Here is a 23,562-nt window from a genome sequence, read left to right on the forward strand (position 1 = left end):
TGAAGCATGTCGGGACGGCGGGCTCGAGCGGCGGGCCTGTGGGCGTCATCGACTGGGTAGGGAGCCGTCGTGGACCCGCTGCTCACTGCGCTCGACGACGCCCGCGCGCAGGTCGTGGCGCTCACGGCACAGCGGGCCGAGGTGGTGGCCGCCTCCGAGGGGTCCAACGCCGACGACGAGCACGACCCGGAAGGCGCGACGATCGCGTTCGAGCGCGAGCAGCTGACCGCGTTGCTCGACCAGGCGTGCGCAACCGTCGCGGCGCTCGAAGGCGCCGCCCTCCGGCGCGCAGCCGGTGACTACGGCCGCTGCGAGCGCTGCGGCGGGCCGATCGGTGACGAGCGGCTCGCCGCCCGGCCGCACGCGACCCACTGCATCGGGTGCGCTGGTCTCAGGTGAGCCTCACAGCATGGGCATGTCGATGCCGCGCTCGCGGGCGACGTCGCGGGCGATCTCGTAGCCGGCGTCGGCATGACGGACCACCCCGGTGCCGGGGTCGTTGGTGAGCACCCGCTCGACGCGCCGCGCCCCGTCGGCGGTCCCGTCGGCGACGACCTGCGCGCCCGTGTGGATCGACTTGCCCATCCCGACGCCGCCGCCGTGGTGGACCGCGACCCAGGCCGCGCCGGACGCGACGTTGAGCAGGGCGTTGAGCACCGGCCAGTCGGCGATCGCATCGGACCCGTCGAGCATCGCCTCGGTCTCGCGGTAGGGACTCGCCACCGAGCCGCTGTCGAGGTGGTCGCGACCGATGACGACCGGCGCGCTGATCCGACCGCTCGCGACCAGGTCGTTGAGCACCTTGCCGGCAGCGGCCCGCTCGCCGTAGCCGAGCCAGCAGATCCGCGCCGGCAGTCCCTGGAAGGCGACCCGCTCCTGCGCCATCGGGATCCAGCGCTGCACGAAGGGGTTGTCGGGGAACTCATTGAGCAGAGCCTCGTCGGCGACCGCGATGTCCGCCGGGTCGCCCGACAGCGCCACGAACCGGAAGGGACCGGTGCCGCTGCAGAACAACGGCCGGATGTACGCCGGGACGAACCCCGGGTAGTCGAACGCGTCGGTGAGCCCGGCCGCGAGCGCCTCCCCACGCAGGTTGTTGCCGTAGTCGAAGACCTCGCTGCCGGCCCTCGCGAAGCCGACCATCGCGCGGCAGTGCTCGACCATCGAGGCGCGGGCGCGGTCGACGTACTCAGACGGCTTCGAGGCCCGCAGCTCTGCGGCCTCCTCCAGCGACAGCCTCGCCGGGACGTAGCCGTTGAGGGGGTCGTGGGCGCTGGTCTGGTCGGTGACGACGTCGAAGTGCTCGCCCGCGGCGAGCAGCGCGGGCAGCGCCTCGGCGGCGTTGGCGACGACGCCGATCGACACCGCCTCTCCCGCCGCCGCGGCCTGGCGGGCCCGGGCGACCCCGGCCGTGAGCGAGTCGGCGACCTCGTCGAGGTAGCGGGTCTCCAGCCGTCGCCGGACGCGCGCCGGGTCGACGTCGAGGCACAGCGAGACGCCGCCGTTGAGGGAGACCGCCAGCGGCTGCGCGCCACCCATGCCACCGAGGCCCGCGGTGAGCACGACCTTGCCGCGCAGGGTCCCGTCGTACCTCTGCTCGGCGAGCGCCGCGAAGGTCTGGAAGGTGCCCTGGACGATGCCCTGCGTGCCGATGTAGATCCAGGAGCCAGCGGTCATCTGGCCGTACATCGTGAGGCCCATCGCCTCCAGTGACCAGAAGTCCTCCCAAGTCGACCACGACGGGACGAGCAGCGAGTTGGCGAGCAGCACCCGGGGGGCATGCTCGAAGGTGCGGAAGACCGCGACCGGCTTGCCGCTCTGCACCATCAGCGTCTCGTCGTCCTTGAGCCGCTTCAGCGTGGCTTCGATGGCGGCGAGCGACGCGTGGTCGCGGGCGGCCTTGCCGTTGCCGCCGTAGACGACGAGGTTGGCGGGGTCCTCGGCGACGTCGGGGTGGAGGTTGTTGCGCAGGCACCGCAGCGCGGCCTCCTGCAACCAGCCCTGGCACTCCATCACTGCAGCCCTCCAGTCACCTGCGACGCGGCGTCGAGCAGAGCGGGTACGGCGGCGACGGCCGCCTCGATCTCGTCGGAGAGCACCCGGTCGGGGCCGGGTCCGTCGACGGTGCGGCGCAGCGCGGCGACGACCGCAGCGGTCGCGGGGGCCGGGGTGAGCGGCGCGCGCAGGTCGAGACCGCGGGCGGCGGTCATGACCTCGATGGCGAGGACCCGGCGCAGGCCGTCGACGGTGCGGCGCAGCTTGCGGGCCGCGCCCCAGCCCATCGAGACGTGGTCCTCCTGCATGGCGCTGCTCGGGATCGAGTCGACGCTGGCGGGAGCGGCCAGGCGCTTGAGCTCGCTGACGATGCCGGCCTGGGCGTACTGCGCGATCATCAGCCCGCTGTCGACGCCGGGGTCGTCGGCGAGGAACGGCGGCAGCCCGTGGTTGCGGCTCTTGTCGAGCAGCCGGTCGGTGCGCCGCTCGCTGATGCTCGCGAGATCCGCGGCGGCGATGGCGAGGAAGTCGAGCGCGTAGGCGACCGGGGCGCCGTGGAAGTTGCCGTTGGACGCCAGCCGCCCGTCGGGCAGCAGCACCGGGTTGTCGATGGCTGACGCGGCCTCGCGGGCGGCGACGGTGCGGCAGTGCTCGAGGGTGTCACGGACCGCGCCCGCGACCTGCGGGGCGCAGCGCAGCGAGTAGGCGTCCTGCACCCGGGTGTCCTCCGGGCCGGCGTGGCTCGCGACGACCTCGGAGCCGTGGAGCAGCGCGCGCAGGTTGGCGGCGGACGCCTGCTGCCCGGGGTGCGGCCGCAGGGCCACGAGGTCCTCGGCGAAGGCGCTGTCGGTGCCGAGCAGCGCCTCGACGCTCATCGCCGCGGCCACGTCGGCGAGGCGTGCCAGGTCGGCGAGGTCGTGGCAGGCGAGCATCAGCTCGGCGAGCATCCCGTCGGTGCCGTTGATGAGGGCGAGGCCCTCCTTCTCGGCGAGCGTGACGGGCTCGAGGCCGGCTGCCGCGAGCGCGTCGGCTGCTGGGAGCAGGCGGCCGTCGTGGTCGCGTACGGACCCCTCCCCCATCACCGCGAGGGCGACGTGGGCGAGCGGCGCGAGGTCACCGGAGCAGCCGAGGCTGCCGTACTCCCGCACGATCGGCGTGATGCCCGCGTTGAGCAGCCCGGCGTAGGCCTCTGCCGTCTCCGCTCGCACACCGGTGCGCCCGGTGGCGAGGGTCCGCAGCCGCAGCAGCGCCAGGCCACGCACGACCTCGCGCTCGACCTCCGCGCCGGTGCTCGCAGCGTGCGAGCGGACCAATGAGCGCTGCAGCTGGGTGCGCTTCTCGACCGGGATGTGGCGGGTCGCGAGCGCCCCGAAACCGGTACTCACGCCGTAGACCGGGACGTCGCTCGCGGCCAGCGCGTCGACGTGCGCGCGGGCGTCGCGGATCAGGGTCAGCGACTCCGGGCTGATCTCGACCCGGGCCCCGTGGCGGGCCACCGCGACGAGCTCGTCCTCGGTGAGGGCCCGGTCCGGGTGCAGCACGACAGCGTCCACGCCCGGCACTCTGCCACCGATCTGCAGGTCAGTGGCCGCGCTTGACCCACTCGTCGTACGACGGGAGCTCCGCGCCGATGGTGGTCTCTGCACCGTGGCCGGTCAGCACGCGGGTCTCGGGCGGCAGCGCGCCGAGGCGGTCCTTGATGGAGCGCAGGATCGTCGGGAAGTCGCTGTAGGACCGGCCGGTCGCACCGGGACCGCCCTGGAAGAGGGTGTCCCCGGAGAAGACCAGCCCGAGGTCGGGCACGGACAGGCAGACCGCGCCGGGGGCGTGACCCGGGGTGTGGACCACCTCGACGCGGGTGCCCGCGACCTCGAGGCGCATGCCGTCCCGCAGGTCGCCGTCGGGCTCGTGCAGCGAGTGGGTGAGGTCCCACAGCACCCGGTCGTCGGGGTGAAGCAGCACGGGCGCGCTGGTCCGCTCCGAGAGCTCCGGGGCGAAGCGGACGTGGTCGTCGTGGGCGTGGGTGCAGACGATCGCGACGACCGTGCGGTCACCGACCGCGGCCTCGATCGCGTCGGGGTCGTGGGGGGCGTCGACGACGATGACCTCGGAGTCGTCGCCGAGGATCCAGACGTTGTTGTCGACGTCGAAGACCTGCCCGTCAAGGCTGAAGGTCCCGGACGTCACGAGGTGCTCGACGCGGGCGGTCACAGCACGACCACCGAGCGCAGGACCTCGCCCTTCTCCATGCGATGGAAGGACTCCTCGACGCCGTCGAGCCCGATCCGCTCGGAGACGAAGCGGTCGAGCGGGAAGCGGCCCTGCTGCCACAGGTCGACCAGCAGCGGGAAGTCGCGCGAGGGCAGGCAGTCGCCGTACCAGCTCGACTTCAGCGTCCCGCCGTGGCCGAAGACCTCGATGAGCGGCACCTCGAAGGTCATCGTCGGGTTGGGCACGCCGACGAGGACGGCGGTGCCGGCGAGGTCGCGCGCGTCGAAGGCCTGGCGGAAGGTCTCGGGCCGCCCGACGGCGTCGATGACGACGTCGGGACCGAAGCCGCCGGTGAGCGCCCGGAGCTCCGCCACGACGTCGACGGAGCCGGCGTTGACGGTGTGGGTGGCGCCGAAGCCGCGCGCCCACTCGAGCTTGCGGTCGTCGAGGTCGACCGCGATGACCTGGCGGGCCCCGGCGTAGAGCGCCCCGCAGATCGCCGCGTCGCCGACGCCGCCGCAGCCGAGGACCGCGACGGTGTCGCCCTTCTGGACCGGCGCGGTGTTGACCGCCGCGCCCCAGCCGGCCATGACGCCGCAGCCGATGAGGCCGGCCGCGGCCGGGTCGACCGTCGCGACCTTGGTGCACTGGCCGGCGGCGACGAGCGTCTTCTCCGCGAAGGCCCCGATGCCGAGCGCGGGCGAGAGCACCGTGCCGTCGGCGAGAGTCATCTTCTGGGTCGCGTTGTGCGTGGCGAAGCAGTACCACGGGCGGCCGCGCTCGCAGGCTCGGCAGGAGCCGCACACCGCGCGCCAGTTGAGGACGACGAAGTCGCCCGGCGCCAGGTCGGTGACGCCGTCACCGACCGCCTCGACGACACCCGCGGCCTCGTGACCGAGCAGGAAGGGGAAGTCGTCGTTGATGCCGCCCTCGCGGTAGTGCAGGTCGGTGTGGCAGACCCCGCAGGCCTGCACCTGGACCAGTGCCTCGCCGGGCCCGGGGTCCGGGACGAGGATCGTCTCGACGGCCACCGGCAGGCCCTTGCCCTTTGCGACGACACCGCGCACCTCGTGCACCACTGCTGCTCCTCTCGACCGGGTCCTGGGTCCGTGCTGCCGCCCACCCAACCACCCGGCGCACCGCCCGACCACACCACCCGGCAGTAGGGTCCGGCTCGACCCAGACCGGGCAGAGGGCAAGGAGCGGGACGTGCTGCTGGAGAGCTACGCGCAGGGACGGTGGCACGCGCCGAAGGACGAGGGCGAGCCGCTGCTCGACGCCTCGACCGGCGACGAGGTCGCGCGGTTCGGCCGCGATACCGGGCTCGATCTCGGGGCGGTCCTCGAGCACGGCCGGCGGGTCGGCGGACCGGCGCTGAGGGCCATGACCTTCCACGAGCGGGCCGGGGTCCTCAAGCAGCTCGCCACCCACCTCCAGTCCCACAGCGAGGAGCTCTACGCGCTGTCCGCCATGACCGGGGCCACGAAGCGCGACAGCGACGTCGACGTCGGCGGCGGCATCGGCACGCTGTTCGCCTACTCCTCCAAGGCCCGACGCGAGCTGCCCAACAGCACCGTCTACGTCGACGGCCCCGTCGAGTCGCTGTCGCGCGGCGGCACCTTCGTCGCCCAGCACATCATGACGCCGCTGCGGGGTGTCGCCGTGCAAGTCAACGCCTTCAACTTCCCGGTCTGGGGCGTGCTGGAGAAGCTCGCGCCCGCCTTCGTCGCCGGGGTCCCCACCGTCGTGAAGCCGGCGCCGCAGACCGCCTACGTCACCGAGCGCCTGGTCCGCGTCGCGGTCGAGAGCGGCCTGCTGCCCGAGGGCTCGCTGCAGCTGGTCAGCGGCCCTCCCGGCGACCTGCTCGACCACCTCACCGAGCAGGACCTGCTGTCCTTCACCGGCTCCGCCGCGACCGCCGCCGTCCTGCGCGCGCACCCCGCCGTCGTGTCGCGCAACGTGCGCTTCAACGCCGAGGCCGACTCGCTCAACGCCTGCGTGCTCGGGCCCGACGCCGGGCAGAAGGAGCTCGAGCTCTTCACCCGCGAGGTCTTCCGCGAGATGACGGGGAAGGCGGGGCAGAAGTGCACCGCGATCCGCCGCGCCTTCGTCCCTGCGGCGCGCGTCGACGACGTCGTCGCCGGCCTGCGCGACCGGCTTGGGAAGGTCGTCGTGGGTGACCCCCGCGACGAGGCGACCACGATGGGCGCTCTCGTGTCACTCCAGCAACGCGACGCCGTACGACGGTCGGTGGCCGCGCTCGGGGGCGACGTGGTCGTCGGTGACCCTGGCTTCGAACTGGGCCGGGGCGCCTTCCTCGAGCCGCTGCTGCTGCTCGCCGACGTCCACTCCGGGCCCGTGCACGAGGTCGAGGCCTTCGGGCCGGTCTGCAGCGTGCTGCCCTACTCCGCGTCCGACGACGTGCCCGAGCTGCTCGCCCGCGGGCGCGGCTCGCTGGTCGCGACCGTCGTCACGGCCGACCCGGCCTTCGCCCGCGAGGTCGTCCTCGGCGCGGCGGCCTACCACGGCCGTGTGCACGTGCTCGACAGCAGCTGCGCGAAGGAGTCGACCGGGCACGGCTCGCCGATGCCGGCGCTGGTCCACGGTGGTCCCGGCCGGGCCGGCGGCGGCGAGGAGCTCGGCGGCATCCGCGGCGTCCTGCACCACCTGCAGCGCACCGCCGTGCAGGGCTCGCCCGCCACGATCGCGGCCGTCACCGGCCGCTGGGTGCCCGGCGCCCCACGGGTCGAGGACGGCGTGCACCCCTTCCGCAAGACCCTGGGCGAGCTGGCCGTCGGCGACTCCGTCCGGACCGCCGCCCACGAGGTCACGCAGGAGGAGATCGACCGCTTCGTCGAGCTCACCGGCGACAGCTTCTACGCCCACACCGACCCGGTCGCCGCCGCTGCCAACCCGCTGTTCGGCGGCATCGTCGCGCACGGCTACCTCGTGCTGTCGCTCGCGGCGGGGCTGTTCGTCGACCCCGCGCCCGGCCCGGTGCTCGCCAACTACGGCCTCGACTCGCTGCGCTTCGTCACCCCCGTCAAGCCCGGCGACGTCATCTCGGTCGTGCTGACCTGCAAGGAGAAGAACCCGCGCGACGGCGCCGACTACGGCGAGGTCCGATGGGACGCCGAGGTCACCAATGCCGAGGGCGCGGTCGTGGCCCACTACGAGCTGCTGACGATGGTCGCTCGGTAGCTACGCTGGGGACTTCACACCAGGAGGTCCGCATGCCGCGCCAGATCGACTTCGAGGTCGAGCTCACCACGACCCCGACCCCTGACGACGAGCGACGCGCGCTGCTCGTCGACCCGGGCTTCGGCCGGCTGCACACCGACCACATGGTCACGGCCCACTGGTCGGCCGACAAGGGCTGGTACGACGGGCGCCTGCACCCCTACGGCCCGTTTGTGCTGGACCCGTCGACGAACTTCATGCACTACGGCCAGTCGATCTTCGAGGGCATGAAGGCCTACAAGCTCGAGGACGGCACGGTCACGCTGTTCCGCCCGCGCGAGAACGCCGCCCGCTTCAACCTCTCCGCGCAGCGCCTGGCCCTGCCCACCATCGAGGAGGACGACTTCCTCGCCGCCGTCGAGCTGCTGGTCCGCACCGACCACGAGTGGATCCCCACCGCCGACGGCGCGTCGCTCTACCTGCGCCCCTTCATGATGGGCACCGAGGTCGGCCTCGGCGTGCGCCCGTCGGCGGACGCGCTGTTCTCCGTCCTGGCGCTGCCGAGCGGCAACTACTTCGCCGGCGGCATCCGCCCCCTCAAGCTCTGGCTCGCCGAGGACTCCTCGCGCGCGGCCCCCGGCGGCACCGGCGAGGCCAAGTGCGCGGGCAACTACGCCGCGTCGCTCGTCGCCCAGCAGGCCGCCATCGCCCGCGGCTGCGACCAGGTCGTCTTCCTCGACGCGGTCGAGCGCCGCTGGGTCGAGGAGCTCGGCGGCATGAACCTGTTCTTCGTCTACGCCGACGGCCGCATCGCCACCCCGGCGCTGTCCGGCACCATCCTGCGCGGCGTCACCCGCAACTCGATCATCACCCTCGCCCGCGACGCCGGCCACGAGGTCGAGGAGCGCCGCGTCGCCGTCGACGAGTGGCGCGAGGGGGTCACCTCCGGCGAGATCACCGAGGTCTTCGCCTGCGGCACCGCGGCCGTCGTGACGCCGGTCGGCGAGCTGCACTGGACCGGCGGCTCCGTGGCCACCAAGGCCGAGGGCCTCGAGGGCGTGACGGCCTCGCTGCGCCAGCGGCTGCTGGACATCCAGTACGGCCGCGCCGAGGACCCCTACGGCTGGCGCGTGCCCGTCGCGCTGTAGCGCACCCTGCCTGCCGCGAGCACGTCGAGGTTGGCCTGGCGCCGCTCGGCCTCGAGCCGCTCGAGGCGCCCGCCTCCCAGGCCCTTCCCGCCGTACGCCTCGACGGCCTCGACGAAGGCGAGGTACGACGCTGCCGCGCCCTTCGCGCACCAGTAGTCCTCCTGGCGGGCGAACAGCCCGTCACCGCTGTAGGTGAGCGCCGTCATGCCGGGGAAGTCGAAGGGCGGCCCGGCCGGGTCGGGGTTGTAGTAGCGGTTCTGCATCGACAGCACGAGCCGGTCGCCGTCGATGACATACCACTCGAGCAGAGCGTGGACGTCGGCGCGCGCGACCATGAGCTCGGTGATCCAGGCGCGCACCTCGTCGCGGCCGCGGAAGTCACCGAAGTGGTGCTCGACGTAGTCGACGTCGGGGGTAAGCCGATCGACCCAGGCCGACCAGTCCTCCTCGATGCACCCCACCGTCCAGAACACCTCGAACGCTGCCTGCACCTCTGCGCGATCCGCCACGCCGTGCACCTCATCACACCGGCTCCCCTAGTGTGCGCAGGCGTGAGCGACAGCCCTGCCGAGGACCGACCAGACACCGCCTGGACCGCTCCCGAGCCGCCCGACGCCGAGACCGCCCTCGAGGAGCGCCGGCTCGCCGACGAGCTGCGACGCATCATCGACCGGCTGGTCCTGGTGCGCCCCGAGGCCGCCGACCTGCGCCGCGCCGCCGACTCGGCGAAGGCCTTCGGCGACCTGCTCGACGAGCTGCGCCCGCGCGGCGCCGACGGTGTCGTCAGCGAGGCGGGCCTGCGACCCACCGACCACCTGCGCCACAGCCCGCTGTCAGGGTCCGCCAACCCGCTCGCGCCGCCGGTCGAGCTCTGGACCGAGGGCGAGCTCGACGGCCACCCGGTGACGCGCGGGACGGTGCGCTTCGGCGCCGCGTACGAAGGGCCGCCCGGGCACGTGCACGGCGGGATGGTCGCGGCGATGTTCGACGAGCTGCTGGGTCGGTCGCAGGGCAGTGCGGGGTTCACCGGCCGACTCACGATCACCTACCGCAGGCCGACCCCGCTGCACCGAGACCTCGACCTGCGGGCGGCGTTCGACCGGGTCGAGGGTCGCAAGCGCTGGATCACCGCGACCTGCCACCTCGACGGCGTCCTTCTCACCGAGGCCGAGGGGCTGTTCATCGCCCCGCGCGGCGGCGACACGATGGCCGCGCTGGCCGAGTCGCTGGTCCGCAACACCGCCCCCTGACCGCCGGGTGCGACGGCCCAGTCGGGTCTGCTCCTACGGCTTGCACCCGCTGAAGCCGGCGAAGTTGAACCCGGGGTTGGAACCGTCGTTGCCGTTGCCGCCGAAAGGCTGGTGCTCACGCACCATCGAGCCGGGGTTGGGATCGGTGGCCGGGTTGCCGGCGACACTGCACCCGGAAACGCCGTTGCCGCCTGCCGCGACAGCGGTGCCGGAACCCGCGGTCATCACGAGTCCGAGAGCCGAGACGATCACCCACACGCCGCACGTGCTGCGTCGAACGCTCACCGTGGACCTCCTCGCGTTGGTTGGCGAGCCCACTGTGCTCGCGGGCAGGGACAGCCGGAATGGCGAGGAGTGACTAGCCCTCAGGCGCGCGCCGCCGGGGCGAGCTCGCGGTGGACGCGGCGCTCGACGACGAAGGACAGCAGCGGGACGGTGCCGGCCAGCAGCACGCCGAGGATGCGCACCGGTCGCCAGTGCTCGCGACGCCCGAGCACGAGCGCGACCACGAGGTAGACGAAGTAGACGAAGCCGTGGATCGGGCTGACGACCTCGACGAGCGCGGGCTCGTCGAAGCCGTACTTCACGACCATCGCGGCGACGAGCAGCAGCAGCATGACGCCGACCGTGAGCGCGAGCACCCGGAAGGCCGTGAGCAGGCTCACGAGCCCTTCTCCGCGAGTGACCGCAGATAGGCGTTGTACGCCGCCAGCTCGGGGTCGTCGTCAGCGGCGAGCGGGGCCGCGGGCTGGGCGCGGACCGGCAGGTCGGCGACCGGTGCGGGCTCGTCGTCCTGCTCGGGGCGGATCTCGTCGCGGGCGAGCTTGGCGTAGGCGACGACGGTGAAGCCCGCGAACAGCAGCCACTGCGCGGCGTAGGCGTAGTTCTGCACCCGGCCGCTGTCGCCGGCGCGCCCCCACTGCCAGCTGCCGAGCATGAGCATCGCGACCGCGATCGCCACTACGACGGCGTGCAGCAGCAGCCACTTCGGCGAGGTGAACAGGGTCCGCACGTCGATCACGCTACCCGGCGACGAGCACCTCGGCCTGCTCGGACAGGTGGGCCGCGAGCAGGTCAGCGGTCTCGCGCGCGGAGGTCCAGAAGACCGCGCCCTGCGGCAGCTCGACGAGCCGAGCGTCGGGCAGCGCTGCGGCCAGCCGGCGGGCCACCGAGACGGGGTGGAGGTCGTCGTCGACCTGGGCCACGACAAGGGCGGGAGCGGTCAGCCGGCGCAGCTGCGACAGGTCGTCGAGCGGGCGCACCTGACCGCGCGGGCGCGGCGGCGGGCTCCCCGCGAGCTGGCGGGCGCGCCGCTGCACCAGCAAGCGCGCACCGGTGCGGTGCCGGACCGCATCGGGCACCTCGGCCAGCAGCAGGTCCGTCACGGCGGCCTGGTCGTCGGCGTCCATCGCAGCCGCGAGCCGCAGCAGCCAGTCGGTGGCGCGGTCGTCGCGGACCTCGTCGAGCGAGGCGGGCATGACGAAGGCGACCCGGTCGAAGCGCAACGGGTCGCGCACGAGGGCGCGCAGCAGCGCTCCAGCACCGAGCGAGAGCCCGACCGCGCGCGTCGCGCCGGTCGCGTCGGCGACCGCGAGCAGGTCGTCGGCGAGCAGGTCGAAGTCCCACCCGTCGACGAGCGGGTCGCTGCCGCCGTGCCCACGGAACGACAGCAGCACCCGGGTGCCGGGCGTGCGCGACGCGAGCGGTCGGACCTCCGCCTGCGACCCCGCGAGGCCGTGCGCGAAGACGGTGACCGGCAGGCCGTCACCGCTGGCCGACCACTCGACGCCGCCGACCCGGCCCTCGGCCATCAGTGGCCCATGCCGAGACCGCCGTCGACGGGCACGACCGCGCCCGTGACGTAGGAGGCGGCATCGCTCGCGAGGAAGGCCAGCACCCACGCGACCTCCTCAGGCGTCGCCGTCCGGCCGAGTGGCACCGACGCGGTGATGGCCGCGCGGCGGTCCTCCGAGAGGCCCGCCGTCATGTCGGTGTCGACGAAGCCGGGGGCCACGACGTTGGAGGTGATGCCGCGGCTGCCGAGCTCGCGCGCGAGCGACCGCGACAAGCCGACCAGGCCGGCCTTGGAGGCGGCGTAGTTGGCCTGCCCCGCACCGCCTGACAGCCCGACGACGGAGGAGACGAAGAGCAGCCGGCCCCAGCGCGCGCGCAGCATCGACCGCGAGGCCCGCCTGGCGACCCGGAAGGCCCCGGTGAGGTTGGCGTCGAGGACAGCCGCGAAGGACTCCTCGGACATCCGCAGCAGCAGGCCGTCGTCGGTGATCCCGGCGTTGGAGACGAGCACCTCGACCGGCCCGTGCGCGGCCTCGACCTCCTCGAAGGCGGTGTCGACCGAGGTCACGTCGGTGACGTCGCACTTCACCGCGAGCAGACCGTCGGGCGCCCCGCTCCCCCGGTGCGTCACCGCGACCCGGTGGCCCGCGTCGCGCAGCGCGAGTGCGGTCGCCAGCCCGATGCCACGGTTGCCACCGGTGACGAGGACGGAGCGGCTCACAGCGGCGTGTTCTTGCGGTCGCCGCGGCGGTCGGTCAGCAGCGCCAGCGCGTCGGCCAGCACCTGTCGGGTCGTCGCCGGTTCGATGACCCGGTCGACGGCACCGCATGCGACGGCCCGCTGCAGCCCACCGGTCTCGACCAGGTGCTGCTCGGCGAGGCGGAGCACCTCGGCCTCGCGCTCGATGCCCTCGAGCTCGGCGAGCGCCCGGCGGTGCAGGACCTCGACGGCGGCCGAGGCCCCCATCACGTCGACCTGCGCCTTCGGCCACGCGAAGACCGCGTCGGCCCCGAGCCCCTTGCTGCCCATCGCGATGAAGGCACCTCCGAAGGACTTGTGGGTGACGACGGTGAGGCGCGGCACGGAGCAGGCGGCGTAGGCGTGCAGCAGCTTGGCCCCGCGGCGCACGACGCCGTCCCACTCCTGGGCGAGCCCGGGGAGGTAGCCCGGCACGTCGACGACGAAGAGCAGGGGTACGCCGAGGGCGTCGCAGAGGTTGACGAACCGCGCGGCCTTCTCCCCCGAGCTCGAGTCCAGGCAGCCGCCGAGGCGCAGCGGGTTGTTGGCGACGACCCCGACCGTGCGACCGCCGAGGCGACCGAGCACGGTCGCGACGTTGGGCGCCCAGCCGGCCTGCAGCTCCAGACCCGGTGCGTCGAGCAACCGGTCGACGAGCGGACGTACGTCGTAGGCCCTCCTGCTCTCCTCGGGCATGACCTCCGAGGGGTCCGGACGCAGCGCGAGAGCCCCGACCGTGCCCTGCGCCGCGAGCAGCACGACGAGGTCGCGGGCGCGCTGGAGCGCGTCGGAGTCGCTGTCGCAGACGAGGTGCACGACACCGCTGCGGCGACCGTGGACCTCGGGCCCGCCGAGCCGGACCATGTCGCAGTCCTCGCCGGTGACGCGACGCACGACGTCGGGGCCGGTCACGAAGATGCGGCCCTGCGGGCCGAGGATGACGAGGTCGGTGAGGGCGGGACCGTAGGCGGCGCCGCCAGCGGCGGGGCCGAGGACGACGGAGACCTGCGGGACCTTGCCGCTCGCGGTCGTCTGCGCGGCGAAGACGCGGGCGACCGCGTCGAGGCCGGCGACGCCCTCGCGCAGCCGGGCGCCCCCGGAGTGCCAGACACCGATGATCGGGCAGCCGCGGCGGACCGCCTCGTGGGTGACCCGCGCGATCGCGGCGCAGCCCTCCATGCCGAGCGCGCCACCCTGCACGGTCGGGTCGGTCGCGAAGGCGAGCGCCGGCGTGCCGTCGACCAGTCCCTCGACGACGACGACCCCGCAGACCTCCTCGACGAGCACGGCGTCGTCGACTACGAGTGCGAGCCGCTCGTGGGCCAGGGAGGCCGGGCGGACCGGTGCGACCGTCATCGGGTCAGCACCAGGGAGACGTCGTGGCCGCCGAAGCCGAACGACGTCGACAGGGCGGCGTCGTGGACGAGGGCGCGCGGGGTGAAGCGCACGACGTCGAGGTCGACCTCGTCGTCGGGGTCGTCGAGGTTGCGCACCGGCGGCACGACCTGGTCGCGCAGCGCGACCGCGGCGGCGATGGCCTCGACCGCACCGGCCGCACCCAGCAGGTGACCGGTGCAGGACTTCGTCGCGGTGACCGCGGGCGTGTGCGACCCGAGGGCGAGCCGCACCGCGCGGGCCTCCGCCACGTCGCCGAGCGGAGTGCTCGTCGCGTGCGCGTTGAGGTGCCCGACGTCGGCCGCGGAGATGCCGGCGTCAGCCAGGGCGAGCGTGATCGATCGGGCGGCACCGTGCCCGGAGGGGTCAGGTGCGGTGACGTGGTGGGCGTCAGACGTGGTGCCGGCGCCGGCGAGGTAGCAGTGCACCCGCGCCCCGCGGGCCGCAGCGAAGTCCTCCCGCTCCAGCACCATGATGCCCGCGCCCTCACCGAGCACGAAGCCGTCGCGGCCCTTGTCGTAAGGGCGCGACGCTGCCTCGGGCTCGTCGTGGCGGGTCGACAGCGCACGCATCTGCGCGAAGCCGGCCATCGGCAGCGGGTGCACGCAGGACTCGGCGCCACCGGCGACGACGACGTCGGCAAGACCGTCGCGCATCAGCCGCAGCGCGAGGGCGAGCGCCTCGGCGCCGGACGCGCAGGCGCTCACCGTCGCGTGGACGCCGGCGCGGGCACCGAGCTCGAGGCCGACCGTCGCGGCCGGGCCGTTGGGCATGAGCATCGGCACCAGGTGCGGGCTCACCCGACGGGGACCGTGCTCGCGCAGGACGTCGTACTGCGTGAGGATCGTGAGCGCGCCGCCGATGCCGGAGCCGACCACGACGGCGATCCGCTCGGGCGCGACCTCGGGGGCACCCGCGTCGGCCCAGGCCTCACGAGCCGCCACCAGCGCCAGCTGCTGCACCCGGTCGAGGGTGCGCGCCTCCAGCCGCTCGAGCCGGCCCTCGACGTCGACGGTCGCGGCGAGCCGCGCCGGGAGGTCGGCGAAGGCCGGGTCGTCGAGCAGCCGGACCCCGGAGCGGCCCGCGAGCAGTCCGAGGCGCAGCGCCTCGACGTCGGGGCCGAGCGGGGTCAGCGCACCGAGGCCGGTGACGGCTGCCCTCACGCGTTGACGCCCGTCTTCGCGATGAAGTCGAGGGCGTCCTGGACGGTCTTGAGGCCCTCGAGCGCGTCGTCGGGGATGCGGACGCCGAAGCGCTCCTCGCAGGCCACGACGACCTCGACCATCGACAGGCTGTCGACCTCGAGGTCGTCGAGGAAGGTCGCCTGGGGGACGACTGCGCTCGGCGCGGTGCCGGCGATCTCCTGCAGGATCTCGGCGAGGCCGGCGAGCAGGTCAGGGTGGGGGTAGGACATGGGATCTCCAGGTTTCTCAGGGGTTGTACGACGGGTGGGGCGGGTGGGTCAGGGGAGACGGACGACCTGCGCGGCCGCCGTGAGGCCGGCGCCGAAGCCGAGCAGCAGGACCGCGTCGCCGCTGCCCACCTGCCCCTCCTCGACGAGCCGGGCGAGGGCGAGCGGGACCGACGCGGCGCTGGTGTTGCCGCTGTCGACGACGTCGCGGGCGACGATGACGGTGCCGGGGAGCTTGAGGCTGCGGACCACCGACTCGGTGATGCGCAGGTTGGCCTGGTGGGGGACGACGGCCTGCAGCGCGTCGACGGCGACGCCGGCCTGCTCGCACGCCCGTCGGGCCAGGGCGGGCAGCGACATCGTGGCCCAGCGGTAGATGGCCTGGCCCTCCATGGCGAGCCGCGGCGGCGTGCCATGGATGGTGAGCAGTGCATGCTGGTCGCCGTCGTGGGCCCACGCCACCCGGCCGATGCCGTCCATGTCGGCGGCACTGACGACGGCCGCGCCCGCGCCGTCGCCGAAGAGGAAGGCGGTGCCGCGGTCGTCGGGGTCGACCATCGGCAGCAGCTTCTCGGAGCCGATGACGAGGACGTGCTGGGCAGTGCCAGCGCGCACGGTGTCGGCGGCGAGGGCCAGCGCGTAGGTGAAGCCCGCACAGCCGGCGCCGATGTCGGAGGCGCCGGCGCGGGTCGCGCCGAGGCGGGACGCGACCTCGGGCGAGCCGCCAGGCAGCGGGCCGGGCATGGAGCAGGTGGCCAGCAGCACCAGGCCGACGTCGGCCGGGTCGACACCGGCTGCGGCGAGCGCCTTGCCGCCGCTGCTCACGGCCATGTCCACGACCGACTCGTCGTCGCCCGCGACCCCGCGGGTCACGATGCCGCTGCGCTCGCGGATCCACTCGTCGCTCGACCCGATGCGCTCGGCGATGGCGAGGTTGTCGACGCGACGGGCGGGCCTGTGGGCGCCGACGCCGGTGACGGCCGCGCCCCTCATGCGAGCACCGCCAGGGGCTGACCGACACGGACGGGGTCGCCGTGGGACACGACCCACTCCGAGACGGTGCCCGCGAGCGGCGCGAGCACCTCCTCGCTGCCGGAGCGCCCGGCGACGAGGCCGAGGCGCTCGCCCTGCTCGACGCGGTCACCGACGAGCCGGGTGAGGTCGATGACGCCGGTGCCCGGGGACGGGACCACCCGGAAGCGCACCTCCGGGCTCTCCCGCAGTCCGGCGGGCAACAGGGAGCGGCCGAGCTCCAGGTCGGCCGGGGTGGTGAGCGCCGCGAGCTGGGCGCCGGGCAGGGCGCGCTTGGCGAGCGCGGTGAGGGTGCCGCCCGGGGCGAGCTCGACGGCGGCGTGGGTGCCCATCGCGGACAGCGTCGCGAGGCAGCTGTCGAAGCGGACCGGGCCGGTGAGCTGCGCGACCAGCCGGGTGAGGGCCTCGCGCCCGTCGGTGACGACGGCACCGTCGGCGTTGGCGACCACCGGGCAGAGCGGGCGACCGGGGGTGAGTGCCTGCACGGCACGGTCGAGGCGGTCCCGGGCGGGGAGCATCGCCGCGGTGTGGAAGGCACCGGCGACGTCGAGCGGGCGGACCCGCGACCGCTCCGGCGGCGCTGCCGCGAGCTCTTCGAGCGCCGCGGTGTGGCCGCCGAGCACGACCTGCCCCGCGACGTTGACCGTGGCGAGCTCGAGCCCGAGCTCGGCCGCGAGGGCCAGCACCTGCGCGGTGTCGCCACCCAGGACGGCGACCAGGCCGGTGGGGTGGACGGCTGCGGCGTCGGCCATGGCTCGCCCGCGCAGGACAGCCAGCGACACCGCCTCGTCGGCGGTGAGCACCCCGGCCACGGCGAGCGCCGGCAGCTCGCCGACGCTGTGACCGCAGACCGCGTCGGGCACGGCACCGTCGAGCAGGGCGTCCGCGGCCAGCAGCGCGGCGACGGTCAGCAGCGGCTGGGCGACGGCGGTGTCACGGATCTCGTCGGCGCCGGCCGTGGTGCCGAGCGCGACGAGGTCGAGACCGACCTGCTCCGACCAGCGCTCGACCGCGGCGCGGGCGCCGGGGAAGTCGAGCCAGGGCGTGAGGAGGCCGGGTGTCTGGGAGCCCTGACCGGGCGAGAGGAGGACGAGCACACCGACGACAGTGCCGTCCCGCGGCGGTGAAAGCCCTCGACGACGCGCACCGAGATCACCAGCGGTCTTTGTCAGTAACCTACAAAGAGCTGGTCCGGCCGAGCGTGAGCGCGATCCGCGTCACCTGAGCGTCACGTGGCTGTGACAGGTCGAGCCCCAGCAGGTCGGTCACCTTCTTCAGCCTGTAGCGCACGGTGTTGGGGTGCAGGAAGAGCGCCCGGGCGGTCCCCTCCACTGATCCGCCGGCGTCAAGGTAGGCCGCGGCGGTGTCGAGCAGGTCTCCCCCGGCAGACGCGAGTGTGTTGTAGGTCTCCTCCAGCAGGCGGCGTCGGGCGTCCGGGTCGCCGAGGACCACCCGCTCGGCCAGCAGGTCCTGGGTCGGCACCGGCCGCGGGGCTCCCGGCCATGCCGCGACGGCGTCGAGCCCGGCGAGCGCCTCGCGCACCGAGCCGGCCGCGGCGACCAGGTCGTCGACCACCGGCCCGGTCACGACGGGCCCGCTACCGAAGGCGGCCACCACCTGCGTCACGGCCGCGGCGGCACCACCCGCGCCGCCCACGACGACGAGCAGCCGACCGCCGTGGTCCCCGACGAGCAGCGACAGGGCGGTGTGTCGGGCCGCGGTCCGCAGCTCGGCCACCGCGGAGTCCGCGGCCGAGACAGGGGCGTCCCCCGCGACGGCCAACACCCACCCCGGCCGCCCCCAGCCGAGCGAGGCGGCCCGCGACTGGACGGCCTCCCCCACGTCACCGCGGGCGAGGGCCTCGACGACGCTCGCTTCCAGCCGCGCGTCCCAGGCGCCGCGCTCCTCGGCGGCAGCGGCGTAGACCTCGGCGGCGGCGAAGGCGACCTCGCGGGAGTAGCGCAGGACGGCGCGCTCGAGCAGCGCCGCCTCGCCGGGCCCGGGGCCGGCCAGGGTCGGCACCGCCTCCTCGAGCACCTCGACGGTGGCCCGGATGAGCTGCACGGTCTGCTGCAGCGTCACGGCCCGGGCCATCTCGCGCGGAGCGGCCGCGAAGATGGCCACGTCGGCGGTCGGGGGGCCCGAGGTGTCGCGGAACCAGCCGGCGAAGCTCGCGAGACCGCTCTGCACCACCAGACCGACCCAGGAGCGCTGCTCGGCTGACAGCGCCGCGAACCACGGCAGCGCCTCCATCCGGCGCACGGCGGCCGTGGACAGCCGCGGTGAGGCCCGGCGGACCCGCTGCCAGGTCGCCTGCTGGGCGCCACCGCCACGTGGTGCGGCAGGACACATGGCGGCAGTCTGGCCCACGGCCCTACCGTGAGGGCATGAGCGACGTGCGGATGCGACCGGCCCTCGGCGAGATCGCCGCCTACAAGCCCGGCAAGCGGCCTGCCGCCGGCCAGGTGGCGGCGCGGCTGGCGAGCAACGAGACCCCCTTCCCGCCGCTGCCCTCGGTGGCCGCGGCCGTCGCGGCCGCCGCCGCCGACGCGCACCGCTACCCCGACCCGCTCGCGACGGCGCTGGTCGAGGCCCTCGCCGGCCACTACGCCGTCACGCCCGACCAGGTCTCGGTCGGCTGCGGGTCGGTGGCGCTCGTCCAGCAGCTGCTCGACGTCACCGTCGACCAGGGCGACGAGGTCGTCTACGGCTGGCGCTCCTTCGAGGCCTACCCCGTCCTCACCCGCCTCGCCGGCGGCGTGGGCGTGCAGGTCCCGCTCGTCGACAGCCACCTCGACCTCGACGCCATGCGCGACGCGGTCACCGACCGGACCCGCCTGGTGCTGCTCTGCTCCCCCAACAACCCGACCGGCCCGGCGCTGCGCCGCGACGACGTCGTGCGCTTCCTGGCCGACGTGCCCGAGCACGTGCTCGTCGTCTGCGACGAGGCCTACTACGAGTTCGTGACCGACCCCGATGCCGTCGACGGGGTGCCGCTGCTCGGCGCCCACCCCAACCTCGCGGTGCTGCGGACCTTCTCCAAGGCCTACGGCCTGGCGGGCCTGCGGGCCGGCTACTGCCTGGCGTCGGAGGAGGTCACCGCGGCGATGCGCAAGGTCACGCTGCCCTTCTCGGTCAACAGCGTCGCGCAGGCCGCCGCCATCGCCTCGCTCGCCGCGGCCGACGAGCTCGCCAGCCGGGTCGCGACCGTCGTCGCGGAGCGCGAGGCGGTCAGACCGGCCCTGCGGGACATGGGCTTCGTCGTACCCCCGTCGCAGGGCAACTTCGTCTGGCTGGAGCTGGGCGAGCTCGCCGCGCCGGTCGCGGAGGTCCTCGAGGAGCAGGGCGTGCTGGCCCGCACCTTCGCCGGCGACGGCATCCGGGTCACCGTGACCGAGCCCGGCGAGACCGGGCGGCTGCTCGCCGCCGCCGAGAAGGCCGCCACCCTGCTCTGAGCTGCGTGCGGTGCGGCAGGATGCACCGCATGGACAAGGTCTTCGGCAGTGCCGCCGAGGCCGTGGCCGACATCGCGAGCGGATCGTCGCTCGCGGTAGGTGGCTTCGGGCTGTGCGGCATCCCCACGGCGCTCATCGAGGCGCTGCTCGCGACCGGGGTCACCGACCTCGAGACGGTGAGCAACAACTGCGGCGTCGACGAGTGGGGCCTCGGCATGCTGCTCGCGGCCAAGCGGATCCGGCGCACCACCGGCAGCTACGTCGGGGAGAACAAGGAGTTCGAGCGGCAGTTCCTGTCCGGCGAGCTCGAGGTCGAGCTGGTGCCGCAGGGCACCCTCGCCGAGCGGCTGCGCGCCGGCGGCGCGGGCATCCCCGCCTTCTTCACCCCCGCCGGGGTCGGCACGCAGGTCGCCGAGGGCGGCCTGCCCTGGAGGTACGACGGGAACGGCGGCGTCGCGCTGGCCAGCCCTCCGAAGGAGGTGCGCGAGTTCGACGGCCGCGACTACGTCCTCGAGCGGGCGATCCGCACCGACTTCGCCCTCGTGCACGCCTGGAAGGGCGACCGGCACGGCAACCTCGTCTACCGGATGAGCGCGCAGAACTTCAACCCGCTGTGCGCGGCGGCCGGCCGCGTCACGATCGCGGACGTCGAGGAGCTCGTCGAGCCCGGCGAGATCGACCCGGCCGAGGTGCACACCCCGGGCATCCTCGTGCAGCGCGTCGTGCACGCCCCGGGTGTCGAGAAGCGGATCGAGAAGAGGACAGTCGCGCGATGACACTCACCCGTGACGAGCTCGCCGCCCGGGTGGCGAAGGAGCTGACCGACGGCTCCTACGTCAACCTCGGCATCGGGCTGCCCACCCTCGTGCCCAACTTCTTGCCGGCCGGCGTCCACGTCGTGCTGCAGTCCGAGAACGGCATCCTCGGCGTCGGTGCCTACCCCGCCGAGGCCGACGTCGACGCCGACCTCATCAACGCCGGCAAGGAGACCGTCACGCTCCAGGCCGGGGCCAGCTTCTTCGACAGCGCCACGTCGTTCTCGATGATCCGCGGCGGGCACGTCGACGTCGCGGTGCTCGGCGCGATGCAGGTCAGCGAGACCGGCGACCTCGCCAACTGGATGATCCCCGGCAAGATGGTCAAGGGGATGGGCGGCGCGATGGACCTCGTCCACGGCGCCGACCTCGTCATCGTGATGATGGAGCACGCGGCCAAGGACGGCTCCGCCAAGGTCGTGCGCGAGTGCACCCTCCCCCTGACCGGAAAGCGCTGCGTCCAGAAGGTCATCACCGACCTCGCCGTCCTCGACGTCACCCCGGACGGCCTGGTCCTCACCGAGCTCGCGCCGGGCGTCACCGTCGACGACGTCCGCGCCGTCACCGAGCCCGAGCTGCGGGTCGCGCTGGCCTAGGGGCAGCCGATGGTCGCGACGGTGACGAAGCGGGTCGGACCGGGAGAATGCGACGGATCCTTTCTGACCATCTCGTGCCGTAGCGCTCGGGTCCGCGTCGTCCGGCCCCGATGATGCAGGCGTGCACACTGAGACCACCACCATCCCCTCTCAGCGAGGTCCGCAACTGACAGCCCAGGTCGCCGACGCGCTCGACGCCGTCGACGAGGCGCGGCTGGTGTCGCTCCTGCAGGACCTCGTCAGGGTCCCGAGCGTCACCGGCTCCGCGGCCGAGAGCGAGGCCCAGCACCGGCTCGAGGCGCGGCTGCGGGCGGCCGGGATGCACACCGACCTGTGGCAGGTCGACCTCGCCGAGGTGACCGCGGACCCGGCCTTCCCGGGCTCCGAGGCGCCGCGCGACGAGGCCTGGGGCTTGGTGGGCTCCGTCGGTGACGGCGACGGCCCGTCGCTGGTGCTCAACGGCCACATCGACGTCGTGCCGACCGGCGACCGCGCGCAGTGGCGCGACGACCCGTGGGACCCGGTCGTCCGCGACGGTCGCGTCCACGGCCGCGGCAGCTGCGACATGAAGGCGGGCCTGGCCGCCCAGGTCGCTGCCGTCGAAGCTCTCCAGTCAGCGGGGGTGCGGCTGCGCGGGAGCCTGCATCTGCAGAGCGTGGTCGGCGAGGAGGACGGCGGCCTGGGCACCTTCGCGACGCTGCGCCGCGGCCACACCGGCGACCTCGCGGTCGTGTGCGAGCCGACTTCCGGCGCGATCATCCCGGCCTGCGCCGGTGCGCTGACCTTCCGCCTCACCGTGCCGGGCCGGTCGGTGCACGCCAGCATGCGGCTCGACGGCGTCGACGCGGTCGAGAAGTACCTCCCCGTCCACCACGCGCTGCGTCGGCTCGAGCAGCGCCGCAACCGCGACCCGCACCCGCTGATGGCGCGCTTCGCGCTCCCCTACCCGCTGTCGGTCGGGACCGTGCGCGCCGGCGACTGGGCGAGCAGCGTCCCCGACCTGCTCGTCGCGGAGGGCCGGCTCGGGGTCGCCCTCGGCGAACCGGTCGGGCACGCCCGCGCTGAGCTCGAGGCCGCCGTCGCCGAGGTCTGCGCCGACGACCCGTGGCTCGCGCAGCACCCCGTCGTCGTCGAGTGGCCCGGCGGGCAGTTCGCGCCCGGCCAGCTCGCCGAGGACAATCCGCTGCTCGGCCTTGTCTCGGGCGCGCACACCGCCCTGCACGGCGACGTGCCTGACGTGCACGGTGCGCCGTACGGCTCTGACCTGCGGCTGCTCACCGCGGGCGGCGTCCCGACCCTGCACTACGGCCCGGGCAGCATCCGCGACGCGCACTCGCCGCACGAGTCCGTCGCGATCGACGAGCTCGTGCGGGTGACCCGCACCCTGGTGCTGCTGGCGGCTCGGGTCTGCGGCGTCAGCTGATCGTGACGCCCTGGATCGTGACGGCCTGCTTGGGGGCGCCGTCGCCCTCGGGCTCCGAGCCCGCGGCGGCGATGGCCTTCAGCACGTCGAGCCCACCGGTGACGGTCGCCCAGGGGGTGTAGCTCGGCGGCAGGTCGGTGTCGTCGTAGACGAGGAAGAACTGGCTGCCCCCGGAGCCGGGCTGGCCGGTGTTGGCCATCGCGACGGTGCCGGCCTTGTAGGTCGCGCCCTCGAGCGCCTCGTCGGGCAGCGTGAAGCCCGGGCCGCCCGTGCCCTGGCCGGTCGGGTCGCCGCACTGCAGGACGAAGATGCCCTGGGTGGTGAGGCGGTGGCAGGGCGTGTTGTCGAAGTAGCCCTTGCCGGCGAGGAAGGCGAACGACGACGTCGTGCACGGCGCGTTGGCCGCGAGCGTCAGCGTGATCGCACCGGCCGAGGTCTGCAGGACGGCCTTCCTGCCGCCGACGGGCAGCGGTGTGGCCGGCGGGATTCCGACGTCCTTGCTCGCCTTCTCCCCGGCCGGGTAGCTGCACTGGCCGTTGGCGGGGGCCGTTGCGGGATCGGTCGGCTCGGGGGCGGGCTCTGAGGCGCCGGGCGCCGGAGCGCCGAGGGCCGCGTCGTCACCACCTGCGGTGGCGAGGGCGACGGCACCTCCGATGACGAGGGCGAAGGCGAGCACGACGGCCGCGATGACGTCGTTGCCGGGGCGGGCGCCCGGTCGGGCAGCAGTGGTGTCGGTCACCGGGCGAGCCTACGGGGCATGGATCGCCGTCCGACGTGGGTAGGGGTCGCACATCCCCCCGAGCCAAGGAGCGCACCATGAGCGAGCAGCCCGGCACCACCCGTCCCGCCGGCGAGGGCGTCAGCGACGACGAGATGACCGAGCAGGTCGCCGAGCAGACCAGCAGCGACCTCGCGGTCGAGGAGGCCTTCGAGCGCGAGGCCGACGGCGCGACCACCGACACCGAGGCCGCAGAAGGCATCTAGAGGGCGAGCACCGCCACGCCGCCGACGGTCAGAGCCGCCACGGCGACGAGCACGAGGCGGAGCCAGAGCGTGAGGTCGATGCCGGTGAGGGCGTCGAAGGAGCGCAGGTCGTAGAGGTCGTCGAGATCGTCCATG

27 protein-coding genes and 1 pseudogene are annotated in these 23,562 nt (G+C 74.1%); 9 read left to right on the forward strand and 19 right to left on the reverse strand.

Annotated features, from left to right (window positions below; translation table 11 throughout):
- The first annotated feature begins 69 nt into the window (after window positions 1-69).
- The gene (locus tag Q8R60_19470) at window positions 70-399 is read left to right on the forward strand and encodes a TraR/DksA family transcriptional regulator (GenBank protein ID MDP3714652.1); all 330 of its coding nucleotides are present in this window, start codon (window positions 70-72) and stop codon (window positions 397-399) included.
- 3 nt (window positions 400-402) lie between these two features.
- Here Q8R60_19470 and hutU read toward each other — a convergent pair whose 3' ends face one another.
- The 4 genes from hutU to Q8R60_19490 are packed head-to-tail and all read right to left on the reverse strand — an operon-like array spanning window position 403 to window position 5,285.
- Window positions 403-2,013, reverse strand: a complete 1,611-nt coding sequence (hutU, locus tag Q8R60_19475) for a urocanate hydratase (GenBank protein ID MDP3714653.1) — start codon at window positions 2,011-2,013, stop codon at window positions 403-405.
- On the reverse strand, window positions 2,013-3,548 hold the full coding sequence (hutH, locus tag Q8R60_19480; GenBank protein MDP3714654.1) for a histidine ammonia-lyase: 1,536 nt from the start codon (window positions 3,546-3,548) through the stop codon (window positions 2,013-2,015). Before hutH ends, hutU begins: the two co-directional genes overlap by 1 nt.
- Before the next feature lie 28 nt (window positions 3,549-3,576).
- On the reverse strand, window positions 3,577-4,206 hold the full coding sequence (locus tag Q8R60_19485) for an MBL fold metallo-hydrolase (GenBank protein ID MDP3714655.1): 630 nt from the start codon (window positions 4,204-4,206) through the stop codon (window positions 3,577-3,579).
- Window positions 4,203-5,285, reverse strand: coding sequence for an S-(hydroxymethyl)mycothiol dehydrogenase (locus Q8R60_19490; GenBank protein MDP3714656.1), 1,083 nt, complete (start codon window positions 5,283-5,285; stop codon window positions 4,203-4,205). Before Q8R60_19490 ends, Q8R60_19485 begins: the two co-directional genes overlap by 4 nt.
- A gap of 130 nt (window positions 5,286-5,415) precedes the next feature.
- On the opposite strand from Q8R60_19490, the gene paaZ reads away from it, so the two are divergent.
- A complete protein-coding gene (gene paaZ / locus Q8R60_19495) occupies window positions 5,416-7,407 on the forward strand; it encodes a phenylacetic acid degradation bifunctional protein PaaZ (protein MDP3714657.1) in 1,992 nt (663 codons plus the stop codon).
- 32 nt (window positions 7,408-7,439) lie between these two features.
- Window positions 7,440-8,534: a branched-chain amino acid aminotransferase gene (locus Q8R60_19500; GenBank protein MDP3714658.1), complete on the forward strand. Its 1,095-nt coding sequence runs from the start codon at window positions 7,440-7,442 to the stop codon at window positions 8,532-8,534.
- On the opposite strand, the gene Q8R60_19505 is transcribed toward Q8R60_19500, so the two are convergent.
- Window positions 8,504-9,043 carry a nuclear transport factor 2 family protein gene (locus tag Q8R60_19505; protein ID MDP3714659.1) on the reverse strand — a complete coding sequence of 180 codons (540 nt, stop codon included), beginning with the start codon at window positions 9,041-9,043 and terminating at the stop codon, window positions 8,504-8,506. The two genes, Q8R60_19500 and Q8R60_19505, sit on opposite strands and share 31 nt — an antisense overlap.
- A 42-nt stretch (window positions 9,044-9,085) precedes the next feature.
- Here Q8R60_19505 and Q8R60_19510 point away from each other — a divergent pair, with 42 nt between their 5' ends.
- Window positions 9,086-9,784 carry a PaaI family thioesterase gene (locus tag Q8R60_19510; protein ID MDP3714660.1) on the forward strand — a complete coding sequence of 233 codons (699 nt, stop codon included), beginning with the start codon at window positions 9,086-9,088 and terminating at the stop codon, window positions 9,782-9,784.
- Between the two features lie 33 nt (window positions 9,785-9,817).
- Here the strand turns inward: Q8R60_19510 and Q8R60_19515 are convergent, their stop codons facing one another.
- The 12 genes and pseudogenes from Q8R60_19515 to Q8R60_19570 form a co-directional block, all read right to left on the reverse strand.
- Window positions 9,818-10,069: a hypothetical protein gene (locus tag Q8R60_19515; protein MDP3714661.1), complete on the reverse strand. Its 252-nt coding sequence runs from the start codon at window positions 10,067-10,069 to the stop codon at window positions 9,818-9,820.
- An 80-nt stretch (window positions 10,070-10,149) separates the two neighbouring features.
- Complete coding sequence (locus Q8R60_19520; GenBank protein ID MDP3714662.1) at window positions 10,150-10,449, reverse strand: DUF3817 domain-containing protein; 300 nt, start codon at window positions 10,447-10,449, stop codon at window positions 10,150-10,152.
- Complete coding sequence (locus Q8R60_19525; GenBank protein MDP3714663.1) at window positions 10,446-10,796, reverse strand: hypothetical protein; 351 nt, start codon at window positions 10,794-10,796, stop codon at window positions 10,446-10,448. The genes Q8R60_19520 and Q8R60_19525 overlap by 4 nt, the downstream gene beginning before the upstream one ends.
- Before the next feature lie 10 nt (window positions 10,797-10,806).
- A complete protein-coding gene (locus Q8R60_19530; protein MDP3714664.1) occupies window positions 10,807-11,595 on the reverse strand; it encodes a hypothetical protein in 789 nt (262 codons plus the stop codon).
- Window positions 11,595-12,299 carry a 3-oxoacyl-ACP reductase FabG gene (fabG, locus tag Q8R60_19535; protein MDP3714665.1) on the reverse strand — a complete coding sequence of 235 codons (705 nt, stop codon included), beginning with the start codon at window positions 12,297-12,299 and terminating at the stop codon, window positions 11,595-11,597. Before fabG ends, Q8R60_19530 begins: the two co-directional genes overlap by 1 nt.
- Complete coding sequence (locus tag Q8R60_19540) at window positions 12,296-13,672, reverse strand: carboxyl transferase domain-containing protein (protein ID MDP3714666.1); 1,377 nt, start codon at window positions 13,670-13,672, stop codon at window positions 12,296-12,298. Before Q8R60_19540 ends, fabG begins: the two co-directional genes overlap by 4 nt.
- Entirely contained in the window at window positions 13,669-14,874 is a 1,206-nt protein-coding gene (locus Q8R60_19545; protein MDP3714667.1) for a beta-ketoacyl-ACP synthase II, read from the reverse strand. Before Q8R60_19545 ends, Q8R60_19540 begins: the two co-directional genes overlap by 4 nt.
- Complete coding sequence (locus Q8R60_19550) at window positions 14,871-15,125, reverse strand: acyl carrier protein (protein MDP3714668.1); 255 nt, start codon at window positions 15,123-15,125, stop codon at window positions 14,871-14,873. Before Q8R60_19550 ends, Q8R60_19545 begins: the two co-directional genes overlap by 4 nt.
- 48 nt (window positions 15,126-15,173) lie before the next feature.
- The gene (locus Q8R60_19555; GenBank protein MDP3714669.1) at window positions 15,174-16,115 is read right to left on the reverse strand and encodes a beta-ketoacyl-ACP synthase 3; all 942 of its coding nucleotides are present in this window, start codon (window positions 16,113-16,115) and stop codon (window positions 15,174-15,176) included.
- Complete coding sequence (locus Q8R60_19560) at window positions 16,112-16,327, reverse strand: biotin/lipoyl-containing protein (protein ID MDP3714670.1); 216 nt, start codon at window positions 16,325-16,327, stop codon at window positions 16,112-16,114. The genes Q8R60_19555 and Q8R60_19560 overlap by 4 nt, the downstream gene beginning before the upstream one ends.
- A 48-nt stretch (window positions 16,328-16,375) precedes the next feature.
- Window positions 16,376-17,251 (reverse strand): annotated as a pseudogene (locus Q8R60_19565) (ACP S-malonyltransferase).
- Between the two features lie 79 nt (window positions 17,252-17,330).
- Window positions 17,331-18,524, reverse strand: a complete 1,194-nt coding sequence (locus tag Q8R60_19570; protein ID MDP3714671.1) for a helix-turn-helix domain-containing protein — start codon at window positions 18,522-18,524, stop codon at window positions 17,331-17,333.
- Window positions 18,525-18,541: 17 nt separating this feature from the next.
- On the opposite strand from Q8R60_19570, the gene hisC reads away from it, so the two are divergent.
- The 4 genes from hisC to Q8R60_19590 all read left to right on the forward strand — a co-directional run bounded on the left by hisC (window position 18,542) and on the right by Q8R60_19590 (window position 22,443).
- A complete protein-coding gene (gene hisC / locus Q8R60_19575; protein ID MDP3714672.1) occupies window positions 18,542-19,609 on the forward strand; it encodes a histidinol-phosphate transaminase in 1,068 nt (355 codons plus the stop codon).
- A 29-nt stretch (window positions 19,610-19,638) separates the two neighbouring features.
- Window positions 19,639-20,385, forward strand: coding sequence for a CoA transferase subunit A (locus Q8R60_19580; GenBank protein ID MDP3714673.1), 747 nt, complete (start codon window positions 19,639-19,641; stop codon window positions 20,383-20,385).
- On the forward strand, window positions 20,382-21,020 hold the full coding sequence (locus Q8R60_19585; protein MDP3714674.1) for a CoA transferase subunit B: 639 nt from the start codon (window positions 20,382-20,384) through the stop codon (window positions 21,018-21,020). The genes Q8R60_19580 and Q8R60_19585 overlap by 4 nt, the downstream gene beginning before the upstream one ends.
- A 121-nt stretch (window positions 21,021-21,141) precedes the next feature.
- The gene (locus Q8R60_19590) at window positions 21,142-22,443 is read left to right on the forward strand and encodes an ArgE/DapE family deacylase (GenBank protein ID MDP3714675.1); all 1,302 of its coding nucleotides are present in this window, start codon (window positions 21,142-21,144) and stop codon (window positions 22,441-22,443) included.
- Here the strand turns inward: Q8R60_19590 and Q8R60_19595 are convergent.
- A complete protein-coding gene (locus tag Q8R60_19595; protein MDP3714676.1) occupies window positions 22,436-23,182 on the reverse strand; it encodes a peptidylprolyl isomerase in 747 nt (248 codons plus the stop codon). The genes Q8R60_19590 and Q8R60_19595 overlap by 8 nt on opposite strands.
- Before the next feature lie 77 nt (window positions 23,183-23,259).
- Between Q8R60_19595 and Q8R60_19600 the strand changes: the two genes are divergently transcribed.
- Window positions 23,260-23,427: a hypothetical protein gene (locus Q8R60_19600; protein MDP3714677.1), complete on the forward strand. Its 168-nt coding sequence runs from the start codon at window positions 23,260-23,262 to the stop codon at window positions 23,425-23,427.
- Here Q8R60_19600 and Q8R60_19605 read toward each other — a convergent pair.
- Window positions 23,424-23,561, reverse strand: coding sequence for a hypothetical protein (locus Q8R60_19605; protein ID MDP3714678.1), 138 nt, complete (start codon window positions 23,559-23,561; stop codon window positions 23,424-23,426). The two genes, Q8R60_19600 and Q8R60_19605, sit on opposite strands and share 4 nt — an antisense overlap.
- Window position 23,562 lies beyond the last annotated feature (1 nt).

This window comes from Mycobacteriales bacterium (assembly GCA_030697205.1).
Taxonomy (GTDB): Bacteria; Actinomycetota; Actinomycetes; order Mycobacteriales; family SCTD01; genus JAUYQP01.